At 68.0% G+C, this 18,801-nt stretch carries 14 protein-coding genes; 7 read left to right on the forward strand and 7 right to left on the reverse strand.

Going from position 1 to position 18,801, the window contains the following annotated elements; all coding sequences use genetic code 11:
* Positions 1-26: 26 nt before the first annotated feature.
* From benC to hrpA, 5 genes are all read left to right on the forward strand, one after another.
* On the forward strand, positions 27-1,091 hold the full coding sequence (gene benC, locus LDO15_RS15020; RefSeq protein WP_223979835.1) for a benzoate 1,2-dioxygenase electron transfer component BenC: 1,065 nt from the start codon (positions 27-29) through the stop codon (positions 1,089-1,091).
* Positions 1,088-1,909 (forward strand): 1,6-dihydroxycyclohexa-2,4-diene-1-carboxylate dehydrogenase, encoded by an 822-nt coding sequence (locus LDO15_RS15025; RefSeq protein ID WP_223979836.1) that lies wholly within the window; start codon positions 1,088-1,090, stop codon positions 1,907-1,909. Before benC ends, LDO15_RS15025 begins: the two co-directional genes overlap by 4 nt.
* Before the next feature lie 103 nt (positions 1,910-2,012).
* Positions 2,013-3,449, forward strand: coding sequence for an aromatic acid/H+ symport family MFS transporter (locus tag LDO15_RS15030; protein ID WP_223979837.1), 1,437 nt, complete (start codon positions 2,013-2,015; stop codon positions 3,447-3,449).
* Between the two features lie 24 nt (positions 3,450-3,473).
* Positions 3,474-6,350, forward strand: a complete 2,877-nt coding sequence (locus LDO15_RS15035) for a LuxR family transcriptional regulator (protein ID WP_223979838.1) — start codon at positions 3,474-3,476, stop codon at positions 6,348-6,350.
* 13 nt (positions 6,351-6,363) lie between these two features.
* Complete coding sequence (hrpA, locus tag LDO15_RS15040) at positions 6,364-10,446, forward strand: ATP-dependent RNA helicase HrpA (RefSeq protein WP_223979839.1); 4,083 nt, start codon at positions 6,364-6,366, stop codon at positions 10,444-10,446.
* Between the two features lie 82 nt (positions 10,447-10,528).
* On the opposite strand, the gene LDO15_RS15045 is transcribed toward hrpA, so the two are convergent.
* The 3 genes from LDO15_RS15045 to LDO15_RS15055 all read right to left on the reverse strand — a co-directional run bounded on the left by LDO15_RS15045 (position 10,529) and on the right by LDO15_RS15055 (position 13,405).
* Complete coding sequence (locus tag LDO15_RS15045) at positions 10,529-10,957, reverse strand: HIT family protein (protein ID WP_223979840.1); 429 nt, start codon at positions 10,955-10,957, stop codon at positions 10,529-10,531.
* Entirely contained in the window at positions 10,954-12,132 is a 1,179-nt protein-coding gene (locus LDO15_RS15050) for an NAD(P)-dependent alcohol dehydrogenase (protein WP_223979842.1), read from the reverse strand. Before LDO15_RS15050 ends, LDO15_RS15045 begins: the two co-directional genes overlap by 4 nt.
* Before the next feature lie 400 nt (positions 12,133-12,532).
* Positions 12,533-13,405: a sulfurtransferase gene (locus LDO15_RS15055; RefSeq protein ID WP_223979844.1), complete on the reverse strand. Its 873-nt coding sequence runs from the start codon at positions 13,403-13,405 to the stop codon at positions 12,533-12,535.
* Positions 13,406-13,454: 49 nt separating this feature from the next.
* On the opposite strand from LDO15_RS15055, the gene LDO15_RS15060 reads away from it, so the two are divergent.
* Positions 13,455-14,606 (forward strand): PLP-dependent cysteine synthase family protein, encoded by a 1,152-nt coding sequence (locus LDO15_RS15060; protein ID WP_223979846.1) that lies wholly within the window; start codon positions 13,455-13,457, stop codon positions 14,604-14,606.
* Positions 14,607-14,632: 26 nt separating this feature from the next.
* Here LDO15_RS15060 and LDO15_RS15065 read toward each other — a convergent pair whose 3' ends face one another.
* The gene (locus LDO15_RS15065) at positions 14,633-15,289 is read right to left on the reverse strand and encodes an MBL fold metallo-hydrolase (RefSeq protein ID WP_223979848.1); all 657 of its coding nucleotides are present in this window, start codon (positions 15,287-15,289) and stop codon (positions 14,633-14,635) included.
* A gap of 133 nt (positions 15,290-15,422) precedes the next feature.
* Between LDO15_RS15065 and LDO15_RS15070 the strand changes: the two genes are divergently transcribed.
* Entirely contained in the window at positions 15,423-15,884 is a 462-nt protein-coding gene (locus LDO15_RS15070; RefSeq protein WP_223987431.1) for a Fur family transcriptional regulator, read from the forward strand.
* A gap of 149 nt (positions 15,885-16,033) precedes the next feature.
* Here LDO15_RS15070 and LDO15_RS15075 read toward each other — a convergent pair whose 3' ends face one another.
* The 3 genes from LDO15_RS15075 to LDO15_RS15085 are packed head-to-tail and all read right to left on the reverse strand — an operon-like array spanning position 16,034 to position 18,740.
* Positions 16,034-16,915 (reverse strand): metal ABC transporter permease, encoded by an 882-nt coding sequence (locus tag LDO15_RS15075; protein ID WP_223979850.1) that lies wholly within the window; start codon positions 16,913-16,915, stop codon positions 16,034-16,036.
* Positions 16,916-17,731, reverse strand: coding sequence for a metal ABC transporter ATP-binding protein (locus tag LDO15_RS15080; protein WP_223979852.1), 816 nt, complete (start codon positions 17,729-17,731; stop codon positions 16,916-16,918).
* Between the two features lie 49 nt (positions 17,732-17,780).
* Complete coding sequence (locus LDO15_RS15085) at positions 17,781-18,740, reverse strand: zinc ABC transporter substrate-binding protein (RefSeq protein ID WP_223979854.1); 960 nt, start codon at positions 18,738-18,740, stop codon at positions 17,781-17,783.
* Positions 18,741-18,801: the final 61 nt, after the last annotated feature.

Below are 18,801 nucleotides of genomic sequence, written 5' to 3' on the forward strand. Positions count from 1 at the left end.
TCCGAACGACTGGAATCGAGTCCCCCATGAGCCACCAGATTGCCCTCAGCTTCGAAGACGGCGTCACCCGTTTTGTCACCGCACATCCCAACGAAACAGTGGCCGACGCCGCTTACAAGGCCCGCATCAATATCCCCTTCGACTGCCGGGACGGGGCCTGCGGCACCTGCAAGGCTTTTTGCGAATCCGGCAAGTACGACGGCGGCGACTACATCGATGAGGCCCTCACCGAGGACGAAGCCGGGAACGGCTTCTGCCTCCCCTGCCAGATGGTGCCCGAAAGTGATCTTGTGCTTCAGATCTCCGGCACTTCGGAGATGGCGAAGGTTGGCGCCACCACCTTCGCGGCCACTGTTAAGGAACTGACGTGGTTCGCGGACAACACCGCCGCCGTCACCCTCGCCGTCGAAAACCGCGGGGACCTGTTGTTCCTCCCTGGTCAGTACATGAACTTCGCCGTGCCGGGCACGGACGCCGTACGGTCATATTCGTTCAGCAGCGGACCGGCCGCGGATGAATTGCGCTTCCTGATCCGCACGGCTCCCGACGGCGCCATGACCACCTACCTGAAGGAACGCGCCGCCGTCGGGGACACCGTTCCCCTGACGGGCCCCATGGGCAGCTTCTTCCTCCGCGATATCAAACGTCCGGTGCTGATGCTGGCCGGCGGTACCGGCGTCGCCCCCTTGCTGTCCATGCTGGAGAAGATCGCCACCGGGCTGGAGGAGGCGCCCGCCTACCCGGTGCACCTGGTTTATGGGGTCACTTTCGACAAGGACCTGGTGGAACTGGACAAGCTGCAGCGCTATGCCGACGCCGTCGGGAACTTCTCCTTTGATTACTGCGTGGCCGATCCGGCGAGCGCCGCGGAGAACAAGGGCTACGTGACCCAGTACATTACGGCAGCGCAATTGAACGACGGTGACGTCGACGTGTACCTCTGCGGGCCGCCGGCCATGGTGGACGCCGTCCGGAAGTACTGGGACGCCCAGGGAATCACGCCCGCGAATTTCTACTACGAGCGCTTCGCGGTGGGGGCCACGGCGGCACCGGCGCCGGCTGCCCCGGCGCTCGCAGGGGCAGTCGCTTGAGCTCCGGCGGCCGGGGGTCCAGCGCGGCCCGGGCGATCAGCCCGGGCCGGTTCGCCGGCCAGGTGGTGGTTGTGACGGGAGCGGCCCAGGGCATCGGACGCGCCGTTGCCTCCCGCGTCACCGCGGAGGGCGCCCACACCGTCCTGGTGGACCGCGCCGACCTCGTCCATGAGGCGGCGGCCGAGCTCAGCGCGGACGGCGGCTCCGCATTCGCCGTCACGGCCGACCTCGAAGACTATGCCGGCGCCAGTGCCGCGATTGAGGCGGCGCTGAACCGCCACGGGCGCATCGACGTGCTGATCAACAACGTGGGCGGCACCATCTGGGCCAAGCCGTTTGAACACTACGAACCTGAACAAATCAGCAAGGAAATACAGCGTTCGTTGTTTCCCACGCTGTGGGCCTGCCGCGCGGTGCTTCCCCACATGATCAGCCAGGCGGGCGGCGTGATCGTCAACGTTGCCTCCGTGGCCACGCGCGGCATTAACCGCGTCCCATATGCCGCGGCCAAGGGCGGCGTCAAAGCCATCACCGCCGCTCTGGCCCTGGAAGCGGCCCCCCACGGCATCCGCGTGGTGGCCACCGCTCCGGGCGGAACGGAGGCACCGGCCCGCCGCGTGGCCCGGGGCCCGCAACCCGAAGGCGCAACGGAAAAGGCCTGGTACCAGCAGATTGTGGACCAGACCATCGGTTCCTCCCTGATGAAGCGGTACGGAACCCTCGAAGAACAGGCCGGCCCCATCGCCTTTCTGGCCTCTGCCGAGGCTTCCTACATCACCGGCAGCGTCCTCGCCGTGGCCGGCGGCGATTTGGGCTGATCCCCCCGCCCGCCCCGTACCTGCCCTGCTGCCCTACTGCCCCGGTTATCCCGTTCGACCCCACCCTGCCGCAATGACGCGGCCCAGGCCACTGGAGCCACCTATGAACGTTCTCCCTGCATCCGCGGATGCGACACGCAAGACAACCGTCCGCTGGGTGATGGCAATTGCCGCCGCAGCCCTGCTCTTTGACGGTTATGACCTCGTGGTCTATGGAACAGTCGTTTCCTCGCTGCTACGCGACCCCAGCCAACTCGGAACTCTCGATGCTGCCGAGGCCGGCGCACTGGGCAGTTACGCCCTGATGGGCGTCATGGTGGGTGCCATCACCGCCGGAGCCGTGGGTGATGCCCTGGGCCGCCGGAAGCTGATGCTCATCAACATCGTCTGGTTCTCCGTAGGCATGGCCCTCACAGCCACGGCCACCAGCGTTCCGGTCTTTGGCCTCCTCCGGTTCCTGACCGGCATCGGCGTCGGTGCGCTCGTCGCGACCGCGGGCGCCGTCGTCGCGGAATTCGCCCCGGCCGGCAAGCGCAATTTCCACAACGCCATTGTCTACTCGGGCGTCCCCGCCGGGGGGCTGCTCGCGTCGCTGCTGGCCATCGTCCTCGGCGGCGTGACCGACTGGCGCGGGCTGTTCATGATCGGTGCGCTCCCCCTCGTGGTCCTGTTCCCGCTGGCGTACCTGAAACTGCCCGAGTCGCCGCGGTGGCTCCTCGCCCGGGGCCGGACAGAGGATGCCCGCCTCCTGTCCGTGAAGACCGGTATCAGTCTGGCGGATGGAGATGCCCAGGCCGCCAGCGCCTCCCCCGACCCGCGACTGTCCACGCAACCCCCGGCCGCCGTCCGCCAGGACGGACGTCCGCTCACGGGTTTCGCGGCCCTCGCCTCCGGAAACTACCGCACACCCACTATCCTCCTTGGCCTCATGAGCTTCTGCGGGCTGCTGCTGACCTACGGCCTGAACACCTGGCTTCCCGAGATCATGGGCCAGCACGGCTACGGGAAGACCTACTCGCTGACGTTCCTTCTGGCGCTCAACGCCGGCGCGGTGATCGGCGGACTCGTCGCATCCCGCTCCGCGGACAGGCTGGGGCCCAGGGCCATCGTTGCCACCACTTTCGTCATCGCGGCAGCTGCCCTGGTTCTGCTGACCCTGGAGTTCCCGCTCCCCGTGCTGCTGATCGCCGTCGCTTTTGCAGGAGTGGGCAGCCTCGGCACGCAGGTGCTCGTATACGGGTTCGTTTCCAACTACTACCCGACGCCGGCGCGCGCGGCTGGGGTCGCCTGGTGCGCGGGCTTCGGCCGGTTGGGCGGCATCGTGGGTCCGCTGGTGGGCGGGTTCCTGATCAGCGCCCATGCACCCAACAATGTGGCCTTTATCGTTTTCGCCGCCGTGGCCCTGTTTGGCGGCCTCGTCACGGTGTTCGTCCGCAGACACCGGGCAGGTGTTCACGCGGCCGCCTTTCCAGGCAACCCGGCCGGCTTCGGCGAGTCCCGCGAGACCGTTCAGCAGGGGACCGGCCAGTGGGGATCGTGAGCCGGTCGGATATTGTTGAAATCCATGCCTGACAATGACGCCAGCCCCTTCCTCAGCGGGCGGACCGCACAGTCCCAGCAACTGCTGGGACTGTTGCGGTCCGCCCGCTCCGGCGTCCCCGCGCTGGCCATCGTTTGCGGCCGCCCCGGAATGGGCAAAACGTCCCTGGTGGAACTTTTCCTCCGACAAGACGAGGTCAGCCGGGAGGCGACCATTGTCCTCCGGGCTGCCGGGGCCGCGTGGGAAAAACCGTTCGATTTCGGCCTCGTCCAACAACTTCTTTCCCAACGTCCGGTCGCGCCGGGTTCCGCAGCCGCAACGGCCTCTGATGGGGCGCGGACCGCCGGCACGGAAGGCGACAACGGCGCGGCGCGGCTGCGCCAGGTTGGCGACAACCTTCTGTCCGCTGTTCATGAGCTGGCCGGGCCAGATCACACACTGGTCCTTTGGCTGGATGATCTCGAACTGGGTGACATCGCTTCCCTGCGGACAATCCTCTACGCACTCCGCAGGATTGGTCCCCTCCGTTTGCTGACCATACTCTGCGTCGATCAGGACGCCGCAGCAGCACACGACGTGGAACCGGACGACGGATTCGCGGGTCTCCTCCGCCTGCCGGGCGCCACCACCATCCGGCTGGGGCCGCTGACAGCCGATGACATACTCTCGATGTGGCGCGATTCCCCCGGGCCAGGGCTTACAGCCCCGGCCGCCCGGGCCCTTGTGGAACATACCGGCGGCAGCCCTGCGCTGGTGCGCCCGCTTCTGGAGCAGTTCAGCACCGCTGTATGGTCCGGCAGTCCGGAGCACCTGCCCGCGCCCGCGGACTACGTTGTTTCGGTGGCAAGCGCCTTGAAAAGGATGTCTCCGGAGGGCGCCGCACTCACGGAGGCGGCAGCTGTGTTGGGTGTGCGGTCCCAGCTTGCCCTCGCCGTGGAACTGGCCGGGGTCACGGATCCGGTCGCCGGCGTCGACTCCGCCAACGCCGCCGGGCTCCTCCGCCTGACCATGGCCAATGCCGAAACGCGCCTGGAATTTCCCCTGCCGGTCGTCCGCGCGGCCGTCTACCAGCACCTCGGCCCCGGCCGCCGGGTCGCCCTGCATACGGCCGCGGCAGCGATCATGACAGACCCGCTGCAACGTCTCAGCCACAGGGCCGCCGCCGCGCTGCTGCCGGATGCGACCCTCGCGGCCGAACTCGAAAGCAGCGCAGAATACTTTGCCTCGAACGGTGCCTGGCACCGGGCGGCAGAGGCGTATGCCCAGGCGTCCCGCCTGAACCCCGAGCTCCCCGAGCGGGAACTGCTCCTCGTCAAGGCCGTGGATGCCATGGTGGGAGCCGGGGAACTGCCCCGGGCCGAGGCGGCCCTGGAAGCTCTTGATTCCTTTGCCCCGAGTCCCAGGAGCGATGCCGTGCGCGGCTACCTCGCCATCCTTAGGGGCCGCCCCGCCCAAGCGGACGCATTGCTCCACAAGGCCTGGACCGCCGTCGACCCCTCCACCGACGCCGCGACGGCCGGCGGCATTTGCCAGCGGCAAGTCCTGCACGCGCTGGCCCGCTTTCACGGGAGGGACCTGGTGACATGGGCCGGGCGTGCCAGACGGCTGGCGTCTGCCGGCAGTCCCCCGGCGGTTGAAGCGCAGGCCATCGAGGGACTGGGCCTGGGGGCAATAGGCCGGTATGACGAGGCCGAAATGAGTTACCGGGCCGCGGATCAGTGGCCGGAGCGGGCCGCGCAACATCAGCGGATCGACATGGGCAGGGGCTGGCTGCACCTGGCCATGGACCGCGTGGAAGAGGCACGTGCAGAACTGGCCGGGGCGGTCCCCACGGAATTCGCCCAGGGTTCACAGCGGATATCCCTGTGGGCCCAGGGCTGGCTCGCCCGGGCAGATTTCACCCTGGGCGCCTGGGACGAAGCCCTCCGGACCGTGGAGAACGCCGTGGCCATGCAGGAAGAGTCCGGGATCGACCTCCTGCGGCCGCTCCTGCACTGGAGCGGCGCCCAAATCCATGCGCTGCGCGGGAACTGGGACGCTGCCGCCCACCACCTGGACCGTGGCGCCGCCGCGACAGACAGTTACCCCACCATGTTGCTGCCCTACTGCCTCGCACAGGCCCAGGTGGCCGAGACGAAGGCGGACTACGACGGCGTCATCCGTGCGCTGCTGCCCGTGGTGCGGATGCAGCGTGGCGGCGGGATCGACGAGCCGGGCTTCTGGCCCTGGCAGGACCACTACGCCAATGCCCTGGTCATGGTGGGACGGGTGGCGGAAGCGGACGCGTTCCTGGTCCCGCATGAAGAACTGGCAGCCCGGCGTGGACACAGGTCCACCTTGGCGCGGTTGTCGTACGTTAGGGGCCGGATCCAGGCCGCGGCCGGCGACCTCGACGCCGCCCGCGCGACGTTCCAAGGCGGCCTCGCGCAACTGGACACGCTCCCCATGCCTTTTGCCCGCGCCCGGGTTAAATTCGCCTACGGCCAATCCTTCCGGCGCGCCGGCAAGCGGAAGGAAGCCGCCGCCACGCTGGCTGAGGCCCGTGAACTGTTCGCCGTCCTGGGCGCGGAGGCGTACGTGGACCGATGCTCACGCGAACTGCGGGCCAGCGGTGTCAGCACAACCGGAAGCGCCAGCCAGGCCTCGTCGGGGGGTCCGACGGCCGGGGGTGGCCCGGACGACCTGACCGAGCAGGAAAAATCCGTGGCAGCACTCGTCGCGTCGGGGCTAAGCAACAGGGAAGCCGCCGCCGAGCTCTACATCTCCGTCAAGACCGTCCAGTACCACCTCACGAGAATCTACGCCAAGCTCCGGGTGACATCCCGCTCCGGGCTCGCCGCTGCCTACCCCGGAAAAGTGGCGGAACCCGCGGAAGGCAGCGGGCAGTCCCTGCCGCAGTAGACTGTCTCCAGCCATGACATTGCATATTTCCTACCCCGCCGAGCTGCCGGTTTCCGAGCGCCGCGAAGATTTGATGGCCGCCATCGCGGCCAACCAGGTGACCATCATCGCCGGCGAGACCGGTTCCGGTAAGACCACCCAGATCCCGAAGATGTGCCTGGAGCTCGGCCTGGGCGAGAACGGGCTGATCGGCCACACCCAGCCCCGCCGGCTCGCGGCCCGCACTGTCGCCGAGCGCATTGCGGAGGAACTCGGCGTCGAGATCGGCCAGGAGGTGGGTTTCCAGGTCCGCTTCACCGGCGAGGTCAGCCGCTCCACGAAGGTCAAGCTCATGACCGACGGCATCCTGCTGGCGGAGATCCAGCGCGACAAGCTGCTGCGCAAGTACAACGCCATCATCATCGACGAGGCCCACGAGCGCAGCCTCAACATCGACTTCATTCTCGGTTACCTCAAGCGGATCCTGCCGCAGCGCCCGGACCTGAAGATCATCATCACCTCGGCCACGATCGATCCGGAGCGCTTCGCCAAGCACTTCGGCAGCGAGGACGAGCCCTCCCCCATCATTGAAGTTTCGGGCCGGACCTACCCGGTGGAGATCCGCTACCGCCCGCTCTCCCAGCCGGCCGGCGGCGCAGGCGCCGAAGATGGAGACGGAGAAGGCGCAGTCGCGGACGACGAACTCGAGGAGGACCGTGACCCGCTCGACGCGGTGTGCGACGCCGTCGACGAACTCGCTCTGGAAGCCCCCGGCGACATCCTCATCTTCTTCTCCGGAGAGCGCGAAATCCGCGACGCTGCGGAGGCCCTCAACGCCCGCATCCAGTCCAACCGGCGGCTGGCCGGCACCGAGGTCCTCCCCCTCTTCGCCCGGCTGAGCCTGCAGGAGCAGCACAAGGTCTTCCACCCCGGCAGCAAACGCCGGATCGTGCTGGCCACCAACGTCGCCGAGACCTCGCTCACGGTCCCGGGCATCAAGTACGTCATCGACACCGGCACGGCCCGCATCTCCCGCTACTCGCACCGCACCAAGGTCCAGCGCCTGCCGATCGAGCGTGTCTCCCAGGCCTCGGCCAACCAGCGCTCGGGCCGCTGCGGCCGTGTCTCCGACGGCATCGCGATCCGGCTGTACTCCGAGGAGGACTTCGAGTCCCGGCCGCTGTTCACGGACCCGGAGATCCTGCGCACGAACCTCGCGGCCGTCATCCTGCAGATGACCGCCATGGGCGTGGCGCGCGGGCCGAAGGACGTGGAGAACTTCCCCTTTGTCGAACCGCCGGATTCACGCGCCATCAACGACGGCGTCAGCCTCCTGCGCGAGCTCGGCGCCCTCAGTGCCGCACGGCAGGAACCAGCGGACGACGGCGACGGCCGCACCGGCCGCCGGCCCGCCGGCGCGTCTGGCGGCTCCCTCGGAAGGAACGGCGGCGGACTCACCGCCGTCGGGCAGAAACTGGCGCAGCTGCCGGTGGACCCGAGGCTCGGCAGGATGATCGTGGAGGCGGGCAAGCGCGGCTGCGTCCGCGAAGTCATGATCCTGGCCGCCGCGCTGACCATCCAGGACCCGCGTGAGCGCCCAACCGATAAACAGCAGCTCGCCGCGGAAAAGCACGCCCGCTTCCGGGACGAGAACTCGGACTTCACCGGCTACCTGAACCTGTGGAACTACCTGCAGGAAAAACAGCAGGAACTCTCCTCCACCGCGTTCCGCCGGCTCTGCCGCAACGAATTCATCAACTACCTTCGCGTGCGCGAATGGCAGGACCTCTTCGCCCAACTGCGCCAGCTTGCCCGGCCGCTGGGCATCAGCCTGGACAACAAGCGCCTGGCCGATCCCGTGGGCAACCACGACGGCATCCACATCAGCCTGCTGTCGGGGCTGCTGAGCCACATCGGCATCCTCGACGAACGCAAGCGCGAGTACGCCGGTGCCCGCGGCAGCCGTTTCGCGATCTTCCCGGGTTCGGCTCTGTTCAAGAAATCCCCCACCTTCGTGATGGCCGCCGAACTCGTGGAGACGAGCCGGCTCTGGGCCCGCGTCGCGGCGAAGTTTGATCCGCTCTGGGCCGAGCAGGTGGCCCCGGACCTGGTCAAACGCAGCTACAGCGAGCCGCACTGGTCCAAGAAGATGGGCTCGGTGATGGCCCATGAAAAGGTCACCCTGTACGGCGTGCCGATCATCCCGAGCCGGCGCATCAACTACGGCAATGTGGATCCGGAGCTCTGCAGGGAGCTCTTCATCCGCCACGCCCTGGTGGAAGGCGACTGGCAGACCCACCATAAGTTCTTCCACCGCAACCGCGCCCTGCTCCACGAAGTCGAGGAGCTCGAGGCCCGGATGCGGCGCCGGGACATCCTGGTGGATGATGAGACGCTGTTCGAGTTCTACGATGCCCGGATCGGCCAGGAAGTGGTCTCGGAGCGGCACTTCGACAAGTGGTGGAAGGACGCGCGGCAGCAGGATCCGACGCTGCTGGACTTCGATCAGTCCCTGCTGATCAGCGAGGACGCCGCGGCCCTGGACGACTCGGCCTACCCGAAGACCCTGCTGCACAAGGGCTTCGAGCTGCCGCTAAGCTACGAGTTCCATCCCGTGGCGCCCGGTTCACCGCCGAATCCCTCCGACGGCGTCACCGCCGAGGTTCCCGTGCTGTTCCTGAACCAGCTCGACGACGCAGCGTTCCGCTGGCTGATCCCGGGCCAGCGGGTGGAACTTGTCACGGCGCTCATCAAGTCGCTGCCCAAGCAGGTCCGCAAAAACTTCGTCCCCGCCCCGGATGTGGCCCGCCAGGCCGTCGCGGCGCTGGAAGCCGACTTCGATCCCGCCACCGACGAGCTCGAACCGTCGCTCGAACTCGTGCTGCGCCGCATCCGCGGACAAGTCATCCCGCCGGGGTCCTGGAACTGGGACGCCGTGCCGCCGCACTTGCGGGTCAGCTTCAAGGTGGTGGATTCCCGCGGCAAGGTGCTGGACGAGGGCAAGGACCTCGGCGCGCTGCAGGAACGGCTGGCCCCGGCCACCCGCCGGGCCATCGCGGAATCCCTTGGAGCCACACCGGCCACCACGGCTCCGGCGAAGGGGCAGGCGGCGAAGGGGCAGTCCGGTGGGCAGGACACCGTGAGGGGCGGCACTGGCAACGGGAGGGACACGGGCCGGACATCACGGGCCGGCTCGTCGCCGTCGGCCGCCCTGGCGGCTGCAACTTCCGCGGGGACGGGCGGGTTCACCGAATTGTCCGGACTCACGGACTGGACGTTCGGAACAGTACAGCGCCAGGTTCAGGGCAGCGTCGGCGGGCACACCGTCACCGGCTACCCGGCTCTGGTGGACGAGGGAAAGTCCGTGGCGCTGCGGCTGTTTCAGACGCCGTCCGAGCAGCAGGAAGCCATGCGCGGCGGCGTCATCAGGCTCCTGGCCCTGAAAGTGCCGCCGCCGGACCGCTACGTCCTGGAGCACCTGAACAACACCGAGAAGCTGACGTTCAGCCAGAACCCGCACGGCTCCGTGACCGCGCTGATCGCGGACTGCGCCCTGGCCGCCATCGACAAGCTCACGCCGGCCGGGCTGCCGTGGGACGAGGCGTCCTTCAAGGCGCTCTACGAGACCGTCAGGGCGGAACTGATCGACACCGTCTTCACTGTCACGGCCGTCGTCGAACGCATCCTGGCGAGCACGCGCCGGATCGAAAAGCAGCTCAAGGGAACCACGAGCCTGGCGCTCATCAGCGCGCTCAACGACGTCAAAAGCCAACTGGAGCAGCTCGTCTATCCCGGTTTCGTGGCACGCACGGGCTACGCCCAGCTCAGCCAGCTGCCGCGCTACCTAGCGGGGATCGAGAAACGCCTGGAGAAGCTTCCGGGCAACGTCCAGCGGGACGCCCAGCACATGGCCGCGGTCCAGGCGCTCGAGGACGACTACGACGACGCCGTCTCCGCCCTGTTGCCCGGACGGCGGGCCGGTGCGGAGTTAACCCACGTGCGCTGGATGATCGAAGAGCTGCGGGTGAGCCTCTTCGCCGTCGAACTGGGCACCGCCTATTCGGTGTCCGAAAAGCGCATCCGGGCGGCGCTTAACAAGGTACTGGCGCCGGCGTAGACCCCCATGGGGTGCTGCGCCGGCGCCAGTTCCTGGCCGTCCCCAGATGCCACTCAGGCGTCGGGGGCTGCGTCTCCGGGAGCTAGGCGTCCGGGACGTGCTTCGAGTACCCGGCGGTGCGGAGGCCTGCGCGGAGCTTCTCAGCGTTGGCGTCCAGCCTGGCCGGATCCGGGTGCTGGTCGACCGAGCCGAAATCAAAGTCCGCCATCGAGTTGGAGGGCCACACGTGGACGTGCATGTGGTTGATTTCGTAGCCGGCCACGATCAGGCCGGCCCGCGCGGCGTCGAACACGTCCACCTGGACGGCGCCGATCTTGCGCGCAACCTCCATGACCCGGCCGAGGACCTCAGGTGAGGCGTCCGTCCAGCGGTCCACTTCCTCGGTGGGCACCACGAGGGTGTGGCCGTCGGCCAGCGGCCCCATCGTCAGGAACGCCACGACGTTGTCCTCGCGCCAGACGAAGCGGCCCGGGATCTCGCCGTTGATGATTTTGGTGAAGAGAGTGCTCATGCGTCCGCCTTTTCCGCCGGGGACCCCAGGGTGCTGGCATCCAAAACAAAACGGTACTTCACGTCGCCCGCCACCATGCGGTCGTAGGCTTCGTTGAGCTGGTCTGCCCCCACCACCTCGACGTCGGACACCACGCCGTGCTCGGCGCAGAAGTCCAGCATCTCCTGGGTCTCGGCGATGCCGCCGATCAGCGACCCCGCGTACGCGATCCGGCGCCGGATCAGCGCGCCGGGATTGACGGGAGGCATCGCTTCCGAGGGCAGGCCCAGCTGGAACAGCGCGCCGTCCAGGCGCAGCGTGCGGAAGTACGGGTTGAGGTCGTGCGGCGCGGCGACGGTGTCGATGATGACGTCGATGCTGCGGTTCGCGGCCTCCATCGCGGCCGGGTCGGTGGAGAGGATAACGTCGTCGGCGCCCAGCTCGCGGGCCGCGGCGAACTTCTTCTCCGAGGTGGTGAAGACCTTGACTTCGGCACCCATGGCCTTGGCGATCTTAACGGCCATGTGGCCGAGACCGCCGAGACCGACGACGCCGACCACGTCGCCTTCCTCAACTTCAAAGTGGTTCAGGGGCGAGTACGTGGTGATGCCGGCGCACAGCAGGGGTGCGGCCGCGGCGGGGTCCAGGCTCTCCGGCACGCGCAGGACATAGTTGCGGTCCACGACGATCGACGTCGAGTAGCCGCCCTGCGTGATGGCGCCGTCATTGCGGGGATCCTTGGCCCCGTACGTTCCCACCATTCCGTTTTCGCAGTACTGCTCGAGGCCGTCCAGGCAGCTGTCGCATTCGCGGCAGGAATCCACCATGCAACCCACGCCCACGCGCTCACCCACCGTGAAGTCGTCCACGCCGGAACCGAGCCGGCTGACCCGGCCGACGATCTCATGGCCCGGGATCAGGGGGTAGGTGTCGCCGCCCCATTCGCCGCGGGTGGCGTGCACGTCAGAGTGGCACAGTCCGCAGAATTCGATGGCGATCTCAATGTCGTCCGCCTTGGGCGCCCGGCGGGACACCGTCAAAGGAACGAGTCCGCTGTCCGGTGAGGTGGCACCGTAGGCGGCGGCCAGGGTCGGTCCGGCGGTCTGCGCGACTTTGTCGGCGGTGGTGTGCGAGGTGGCGTCGGGTTCCGGCAGCGGCTTGGCCAGGGGCGGGGGTACAGGGCGTCCAGGTGTCATACGTCGACGCTACCCCCGGTCCCGGCGTCTGTTCCACTTTGGAGCCCCACGCCACACTGCTGGCACGCGCATCGGCCGCCGCGCGCCCGGGTCCCGGGGTCCGCGTGCCGGAGCCCGCGAGGGGCCCGCGTGCAGGGGTCCGCGAGGGGCCCGCGTGCAGGGGTCCTTCGGAAGCCTGCACAAACTCTGACGCTCCCAAGGCATTCAGCTGCTGCGGGATCCCCTTACGGATACGGGTTCATTGTTGTTAGCGCGGCACTACAACTATCTGGACTTCGTCCCCGTGGAGAATCTCTGCCGGGCAGCTTCCTCGGGGGTTGGGAACGCTGGACTGATGGCGCACATACTCTGCGACGCCGTGCTCCGGCCGCACTCGAACCAGCCGGTGCGCGCACGGGCACTAGTTTGACGCCGCGTCCTCGCCGTACGGTTGCGGCCCGGTGACGACGTCGTTCGAGACACCGTGGCACCATTCCGAAAACGAGCCCGGGTACAAGGCGGCGGAGAAGCCGGCGATCTCCAGGGCTGCGATTTCGTGGGCGGCGGTCACTCCGGAACCGCAGTACACGGCGGTGGGGACACCGGCCCGGTAACCGAGCAGCTCGAACCGTTGCCGCAGTTCTTCCGGAGCCAGAAACCGCCCGTCCGCCTGCAAATTGCCGGTGGTGGGTGCACTGACAGCGCCCGGAATGTGGCCGGCGCGAGGATCCACCGGTTCGAATTCTCCGCGGTACCGCTCCCCCGCCCGGGCATCGAGAAGCAGCCCCTGCTGAGCCCAGGAAGCTGCCTGTCCGGCGTCGATCGCGGGCATGTCACCCTCGGACAGGGTGACATTTCCGGGCGCGGGCTGTTCGGCTCCCGCGGCCAGCTCGAAACCGGCGGCACGCCAGGCGGCAAGGCCGCCGTCGAGCAGGTGGACGGGACGGACACCGGCATTGCGCAGCATCCACCACAGCCGGGCGGCAGCCATGTTGCCGCTGTCGTCGTACGCCACCACGGTGTCGCCGTCGTTGATGCCCCAGCGCCGCGCGGACTCCTGGAACTGCTCCAGCGTCGGCAACGGATGCCGTCCGCGGCTCGGTTCCGCGGGTCCGGCGAGTTCAGTGGCGAGGTCCACGAAGACGGCTCCGGGAATGTGTTCGCGCACATAGTGGTCATGCCCATGGGGGTCACCCAGCGCCCAGCGAACATCGAGGAGCGCTGTGCGCGGTCCATTTTCGCGGGCGCCGTCCAGTTGGTCCTTCAGGGCAGCTGCATCGATGAGGGTGTCCATGCGCCCACTCTATCTTCGCCCGTCCTGCCGTCCCCGGTAGGCTGTAGCGGTGAACACCGCGCACCAGCAGGACCGGGCCTGGGCCGACGAGGCCGTCCGCCGGATCAATGCCGAAAACAACCGGTCTGCCGACACCCATCTGTATTCGGTCCCGCTTCCCGAGCACTGGGGTGTGCAGCTGTACCTGAAGGACGAGTCCACGCACCGCACGGGCAGCCTCAAGCACCGGCTGGCACGTTCGCTGTTCCTTTTCGGCCTCGTCAACGGCTGGATCCGGGAAGGCACCACGATCGTTGAGGCCTCCAGCGGCAGCACCGCCGTCTCCGAGGCCTATTTTGCGCAGCTGCTGGGACTGCCCTTCATCGCGGTGATGACACGGACCACCAGCCGGGAAAAGATCGCCCTGATCGAACAGTTCGGTGGGTCCTGCCACCTGGTGGACCACGCCTCCGAGGTCTACGAGGCGGCCGCGGACCTGGCCGGCAGCACCGGCGGCCACTACATGGACCAGTTCACGTACGCCGAGAGGGCCACGGACTGGCGCGGGAACAACAACATCGCCGAGTCGATCTTCGGCCAGCTGGCGATGGAGGAGCATCCGGTTCCCCGCTGGGTAGTGGTCGGGGCCGGCACCGGCGGGACCAGCGCCACGATCGGACGCTACCTGCGCTATCACCGCCATGAGACGAGGCTCGCCGTCGTCGATCCGGAGAATTCCGCGTTCTTTCCGGGCTGGGAGGCCAGCCAGTCCGGCGGCGGGACACCCGCCGCAGGCGGGACAATCACAGACGGGACAATCACAGGGGCGACAACTAGAGGCGGGACGGCTGCCGGACTGCCGTCCCGCATCGAGGGCATTGGCCGGCCGCGGATGGAGCCGAGTTTTGTGCCCGCCGTGATTGACCACATGATTCAGGTTCCGGACGCCGCGTCCGTGGCGGCCATGCGGCACCTCAGGGAGCACGCCGGTCTGCACGCCGGCCCGTCGACCGGCACCAACCTTTGGGGCGTGTGGCAGCTCATCGCAGGAATGATCGCCGAGGGCCGCCGGGGCAGTGTTGTGTCGCTGATGTGCGACGCCGGGGACCGCTACGCCGGGAACTATTACAACCCGGAGTGGCTGGCAGCCCAGGGCCTGGATCCGGAACCGCACGAGGCCGTGCTCCGCGAGTTCTTCACGAGCGGAGTCTGGCCGGCCTAAGCCGCCAGTTGGCTAAAGCCAGTTGGCTAAACCTCCACGGAGTCGCCGCTGGAAAGGTGCCGGTACTCGGTGCCGTACTTGGCGCCGATCCGCGTCACGTGCCCTTCCACCAGGCCGCGGCCCATCTCGTTCAGGAGCGCGTCGTGGATCGGGAAAGCCTGCGGCGCTCGGACGCCGATCACGAAGTCCACCACCTCGCCCACTTTGTTCCACGGGGCGTGAATGGGCACAAGCAGCGTCCGGACCTCAACGCCGTCGGGAATGGCGAAGGAGTCCCCGGGGTGGTAGACGTTCCCATCCACAAGGTAGCCGACGTTTGCCACCACGGGAATCTGCGGGTGAATGAGGGCATGCTGGCCGCCATAGGTCCGGACCGCGAAGCCCGCGGTTTCAAATTCCTCGCCCGCGGCCGCCGCATGGATGCGGCTTCCGGCGTCGGGAGCCTTGCTGCGGAGCGCGGCAGCCACTGCCTCCGGGGCGAATAACTCAAGGGCCGTGTTGGACTGCAGCGCCGCGGCGACGGCGTCGACGTCCACGTGGTCGGCGTGCTCGTGGGTGATCAGCACGGACTGCGCTCCGGCCAGGGCCTGATCCGTCTCCGAGAATGTGCCCGGGTCGAACACCAGCACCCGTCCGTCCTTCTCGAGGCGGACACAGGCGTGCGTGAATTTGGTCAGCTTCATCCGGCCAGCCTAGGCAACGGCAGTCACGGTGTCCACGGAGCTCTGCCGGCGATCCCGCACGCTGGTAATCTTGGACATTGCCACCACCTCGGCGGGTCCCACCCGCGAAACCTAAGATGAAGCGAGTTCCATGATGTCCCAGGGCGCCACCGCCGGCAGCAGCCGGAGTCCGGCCTCGGCGCCCGCGCAGGGCAAGGAGCAGCGCGTCACCAAGCAGCGTCTCGCCGTCAGCGCCGCCCTCGACGATCTCGCGGACTTTGTCAGCACCCAGGAATTGCACCGCATCCTCCACGAGCGTGGCACGGCCGTGTCCCTCGCCACGTCCTACCGCATCCTGCAGTCACTCGCCGACGACGGGCTGGTGGATGTCCTGCGCAACGCCGACGGCGAGGCGGTGTACCGGCGCTGCGCCGTCACCGGGCACCACCATCACCTGCTGTGCCGCAACTGCGGCAAGGCCGTGGAAGTGGAAGCCCCGGCGGTGGAAGCCTGGGCCGCGCGGATCGCGAAAGAGCACGGCTTCACCGCGGTGGAGCACACCGTGGAAATCTTCGGGTTGTGCCCCGAATGCACGGCGTTGCAGGCCGGCCGCTAGCCGAGGCCGCGGAAATTCCCCTGCTTTGACGTCGCGACGCCGGAATGCACCGGCGGGTCGCAGGGACCCGCCGTCGGCCGCCGCCAAACATGGGGAGATTACGCCGCCCAGACGCCGGGGCGGGGCCCGACAAGGCAACCGGGGAGGCCTTAGGCAGCGGCCGCCGGCAGGATCCGGCCGTTGAGCCCCCGCTTGGCCCGGGCGCCGCCGATCATGCGGCAGGCCACGTAGATCAGGAAAGACAGCGTGGTCACGTAGGGGCTGATCGGCAGCCGGCCGCCGAGCGCCAGCAGGATCCCGCCCACGGTGGCGGTCATGGCGAAGACGATGCTCAACGTCACCACCAGCCGCGGCGAGGACGTGACCCGCATGGCGGCCGCCGCCGGCGTGATCAGGAGGGCCAGGACCAGCAGGGCGCCCACAATCTGGATGGACAGCGCCACGCTGATGCCCAGCAGCACCATGAACCCAAGGGCCAGTGCCCGCACCGGCACGCCGCGGGCGGTGGCGACGTCGGGGTCCACACTGGCGAAGGTCAGCGGCCGCCAGATCGCGACCAGCGCCACCATCACCACCACCGCGGCGACCGCGAGGACCTGCAGCTGGACGGTCCCGACGGACACGATCTGCCCGGTCAGCAGGCCGAACTTGTTGGCCGCCCGGCCCTCATACAGGGACAGGAACAGGATGCCCAGGCCCAGCCCGAAGGGCATGATGACGCCGATGATTGAGTTCTTGTCCCGCGCGCGGACCCCCATGACGCCCAGCACCAGGGCCGCGATGACCGATCCGGCCAGTGAGCCGAGGACGATGTTCGCGCCGATCAGCAGCGCGAACGCCGCCCCGGCAAAGGACAGTTCCGAGATTCCGTGGACCGCGAAGGCGAGGTCGCGTTTCATCACGAAGGTGCCCATCAGGCCGCCGAGCAGCCCGAGGACGGCGCCGGCCCAGATCGAGTTCTGCACCAGGACCAGCAGCTCGCCGTAGTTCTCGAAGTTGAAAATTGAATGCAGCAGGTTGCCCAGGTCCATTTAGCCCATCTCCCCTGCGACCGAATGCGCGTCCTGGTGGTGGTGCGTCGTTGCATCCGGCAGCCCCACGACGATCAGCCGGCCGTTGGTCTGGATGACTTCCACGTGGCTGCCGTACAAATCGGAGAGCACCTCGGTGGTCATGACCTCGGCAGGCGTGCCCACGCGGAACCGTCCGCCGGCCAGGTACAGGACCCGGTCCACGTAGTCCATGATCGGGTTGATCTCGTGCGTCACGAACACCACGGCGCTGTCGGCTTCATGGCATTGCTTGTTGATCAGGGCGCTGACGGCCTGCTGGTGCTGAAGGTCCAGGGACAGCAACGGCTCGTCGCACAGCAGCACGTTGGGATCCGTGGCGAGGGCTTGGGCCACGCGCAGGCGCTGCTGCTCGCCGCCGGAGAGCTGGCCCACCGGCACCTTGGCGTAGTCGCTGGCGCCCACAAGTTCCAGGAGTTCGTCGACCTTTCGGTTCACCTTCGCGCCGCCCAGGCGGATCCCCCAGCGGTGGCCGTCGACGCCGAGGGCCACGAGGTCACGGGCGCGCAGGGGCGTGTCGGGGTCGAAGGATTTCTGCTGGGGCACGTAGCCGATCCGGCGGCTGCCCCGCTCAACGGGCCGGCCGTCGAGCACGGCCGTGCCGGTGCTTAACGCCTGGAGCCCCAGCAGGACCTTCAGGAAGGTGGTCTTGCCGCTGCCGTTGGGACCGAGCACGGCAAAGAATTCACCCGGATTGATGTCCAGGTCCAGGCCCTCCCACAGTGTCCGCTTGCCGAACGTCAGGGAGGCGCCACGCAGGCTCACTACCGGTGTCAAATGAGGTGTCCTCGATTTTCTGCGGAGACTGCTGCTCCTGCTGGTGCGATCATCCTAGGGCCTTGCTGATGCTCTCAACGTTCCCGGTCATCCACTGCACGTAGGACTGGCCGTCCGGGAGGGTTTCGCTGAAGTTCACCACCGGGACGCCGGCGGTCTTGGCGGCGTTCTTCAGCGCCACCGTCTGCGGTCCCTCGGTCTGGGTATTGTAGGCCAGCAGCCGGACGCCACGGGATGCCACAAGATCGACGGCTGCCTTGAGCACGGCCGGCGGGACGTCGGCGTCCTCCTCGATCGCGGCCGTGTACTCGGCCGGGGTCTCATTCTCCAGTCCCGCATCCTCGAGCAGGTAGAGCGGCACCGGCTCGGTGACGGCCACGGGCGTGTGGCCTGCCGAGGCCTTGATGGCGGCGAGCTTGGCTTCCAGGCCGCCCAGCGAGTCCTTGAAGGCCGCCGCATTGCGCCGGAAGGTCTCCGCCGAGCCCGGTTCCAGGGCACCCAGCTTGTCGGCGACGGCGTCCGCGAGGCGGGACATGGCCGGCAGGCTGTACCAGACGTGCTCGTTCAGCCCGGCATGTTCGTGGGCGTGGCCGGAGGAATCGGGGCTCGCCGCTGCCGGGCTTTCGGAGGCGACGCCGGCGACGTCCACGGCGTTGATGACGCTGCCGCGGTCCAGCCCGGTGTCGGTCGCCAGCGTGTCGATGAAGGCGTCGTATCCCCCGCCGTTCTCCACCACGAGCTCGGCCTTGGACACAGCCAGCTTGTCCTGCGTGGTGGCCTCGTAGGAATGCGGGTCCTGGCTGGTGCGGTTGATGATCGAGCTGACCCGGACCTTGTCGCCGCCGATGCTGGAGACTATGTCGCCGTAGACGCTGGTGGAGGCGACGACGTCGACGACGCCGTCAGCGGCGGTCCCCCGGGAGCTTCCCGCCGTCGGGCTGCAGGCCGTGAGCAGGAGGCCTAAGCCGGCAAAACCGGCCAGCATGGCTCGGGCAGCGGGACGACGCACGGAAAACCTCGGATCTGTTATTGAGAATCAGGAGCAATAGCAACAGCCCGAGTGTATCCCT

The organism is Arthrobacter sp. NicSoilB8, from assembly GCF_019977355.1.
Classification (GTDB): domain Bacteria; phylum Actinomycetota; class Actinomycetes; order Actinomycetales; family Micrococcaceae; genus Arthrobacter.

Bases quoted from the DNA above. Each gene is read 5' to 3' on its own strand.
- LDO15_RS15035 (WP_223979838.1), top strand. From the start codon at position 3,474: ATGCCTGACAATGACGCCAGCCCCTTCCTCAGCGGGCGGACCGCACAG.
- LDO15_RS15075 (WP_223979850.1), bottom strand. From the start codon at position 16,915: ATGGACCTGGGCAACCTGCTGCATTCAATTTTCAACTTCGAGAACTAC.
- LDO15_RS15050 (WP_223979842.1), bottom strand. From the start codon at position 12,132: ATGACACCTGGACGCCCTGTACCCCCGCCCCTGGCCAAGCCGCTGCCG.
- LDO15_RS15070 (WP_223987431.1), top strand. From the start codon at position 15,423: ATGTCCCAGGGCGCCACCGCCGGCAGCAGCCGGAGTCCGGCCTCGGCG.
- benC (WP_223979835.1), top strand. From the start codon at position 27: ATGAGCCACCAGATTGCCCTCAGCTTCGAAGACGGCGTCACCCGTTTT.
- hrpA (WP_223979839.1), top strand. From the start codon at position 6,364: ATGACATTGCATATTTCCTACCCCGCCGAGCTGCCGGTTTCCGAGCGC.
- LDO15_RS15055 (WP_223979844.1), bottom strand. From the start codon at position 13,405: ATGGACACCCTCATCGATGCAGCTGCCCTGAAGGACCAACTGGACGGC.
- LDO15_RS15030 (WP_223979837.1), top strand. From the start codon at position 2,013: ATGAACGTTCTCCCTGCATCCGCGGATGCGACACGCAAGACAACCGTC.
- LDO15_RS15045 (WP_223979840.1), bottom strand. From the start codon at position 10,957: ATGAGCACTCTCTTCACCAAAATCATCAACGGCGAGATCCCGGGCCGC.
- LDO15_RS15065 (WP_223979848.1), bottom strand. From the start codon at position 15,289: ATGAAGCTGACCAAATTCACGCACGCCTGTGTCCGCCTCGAGAAGGAC.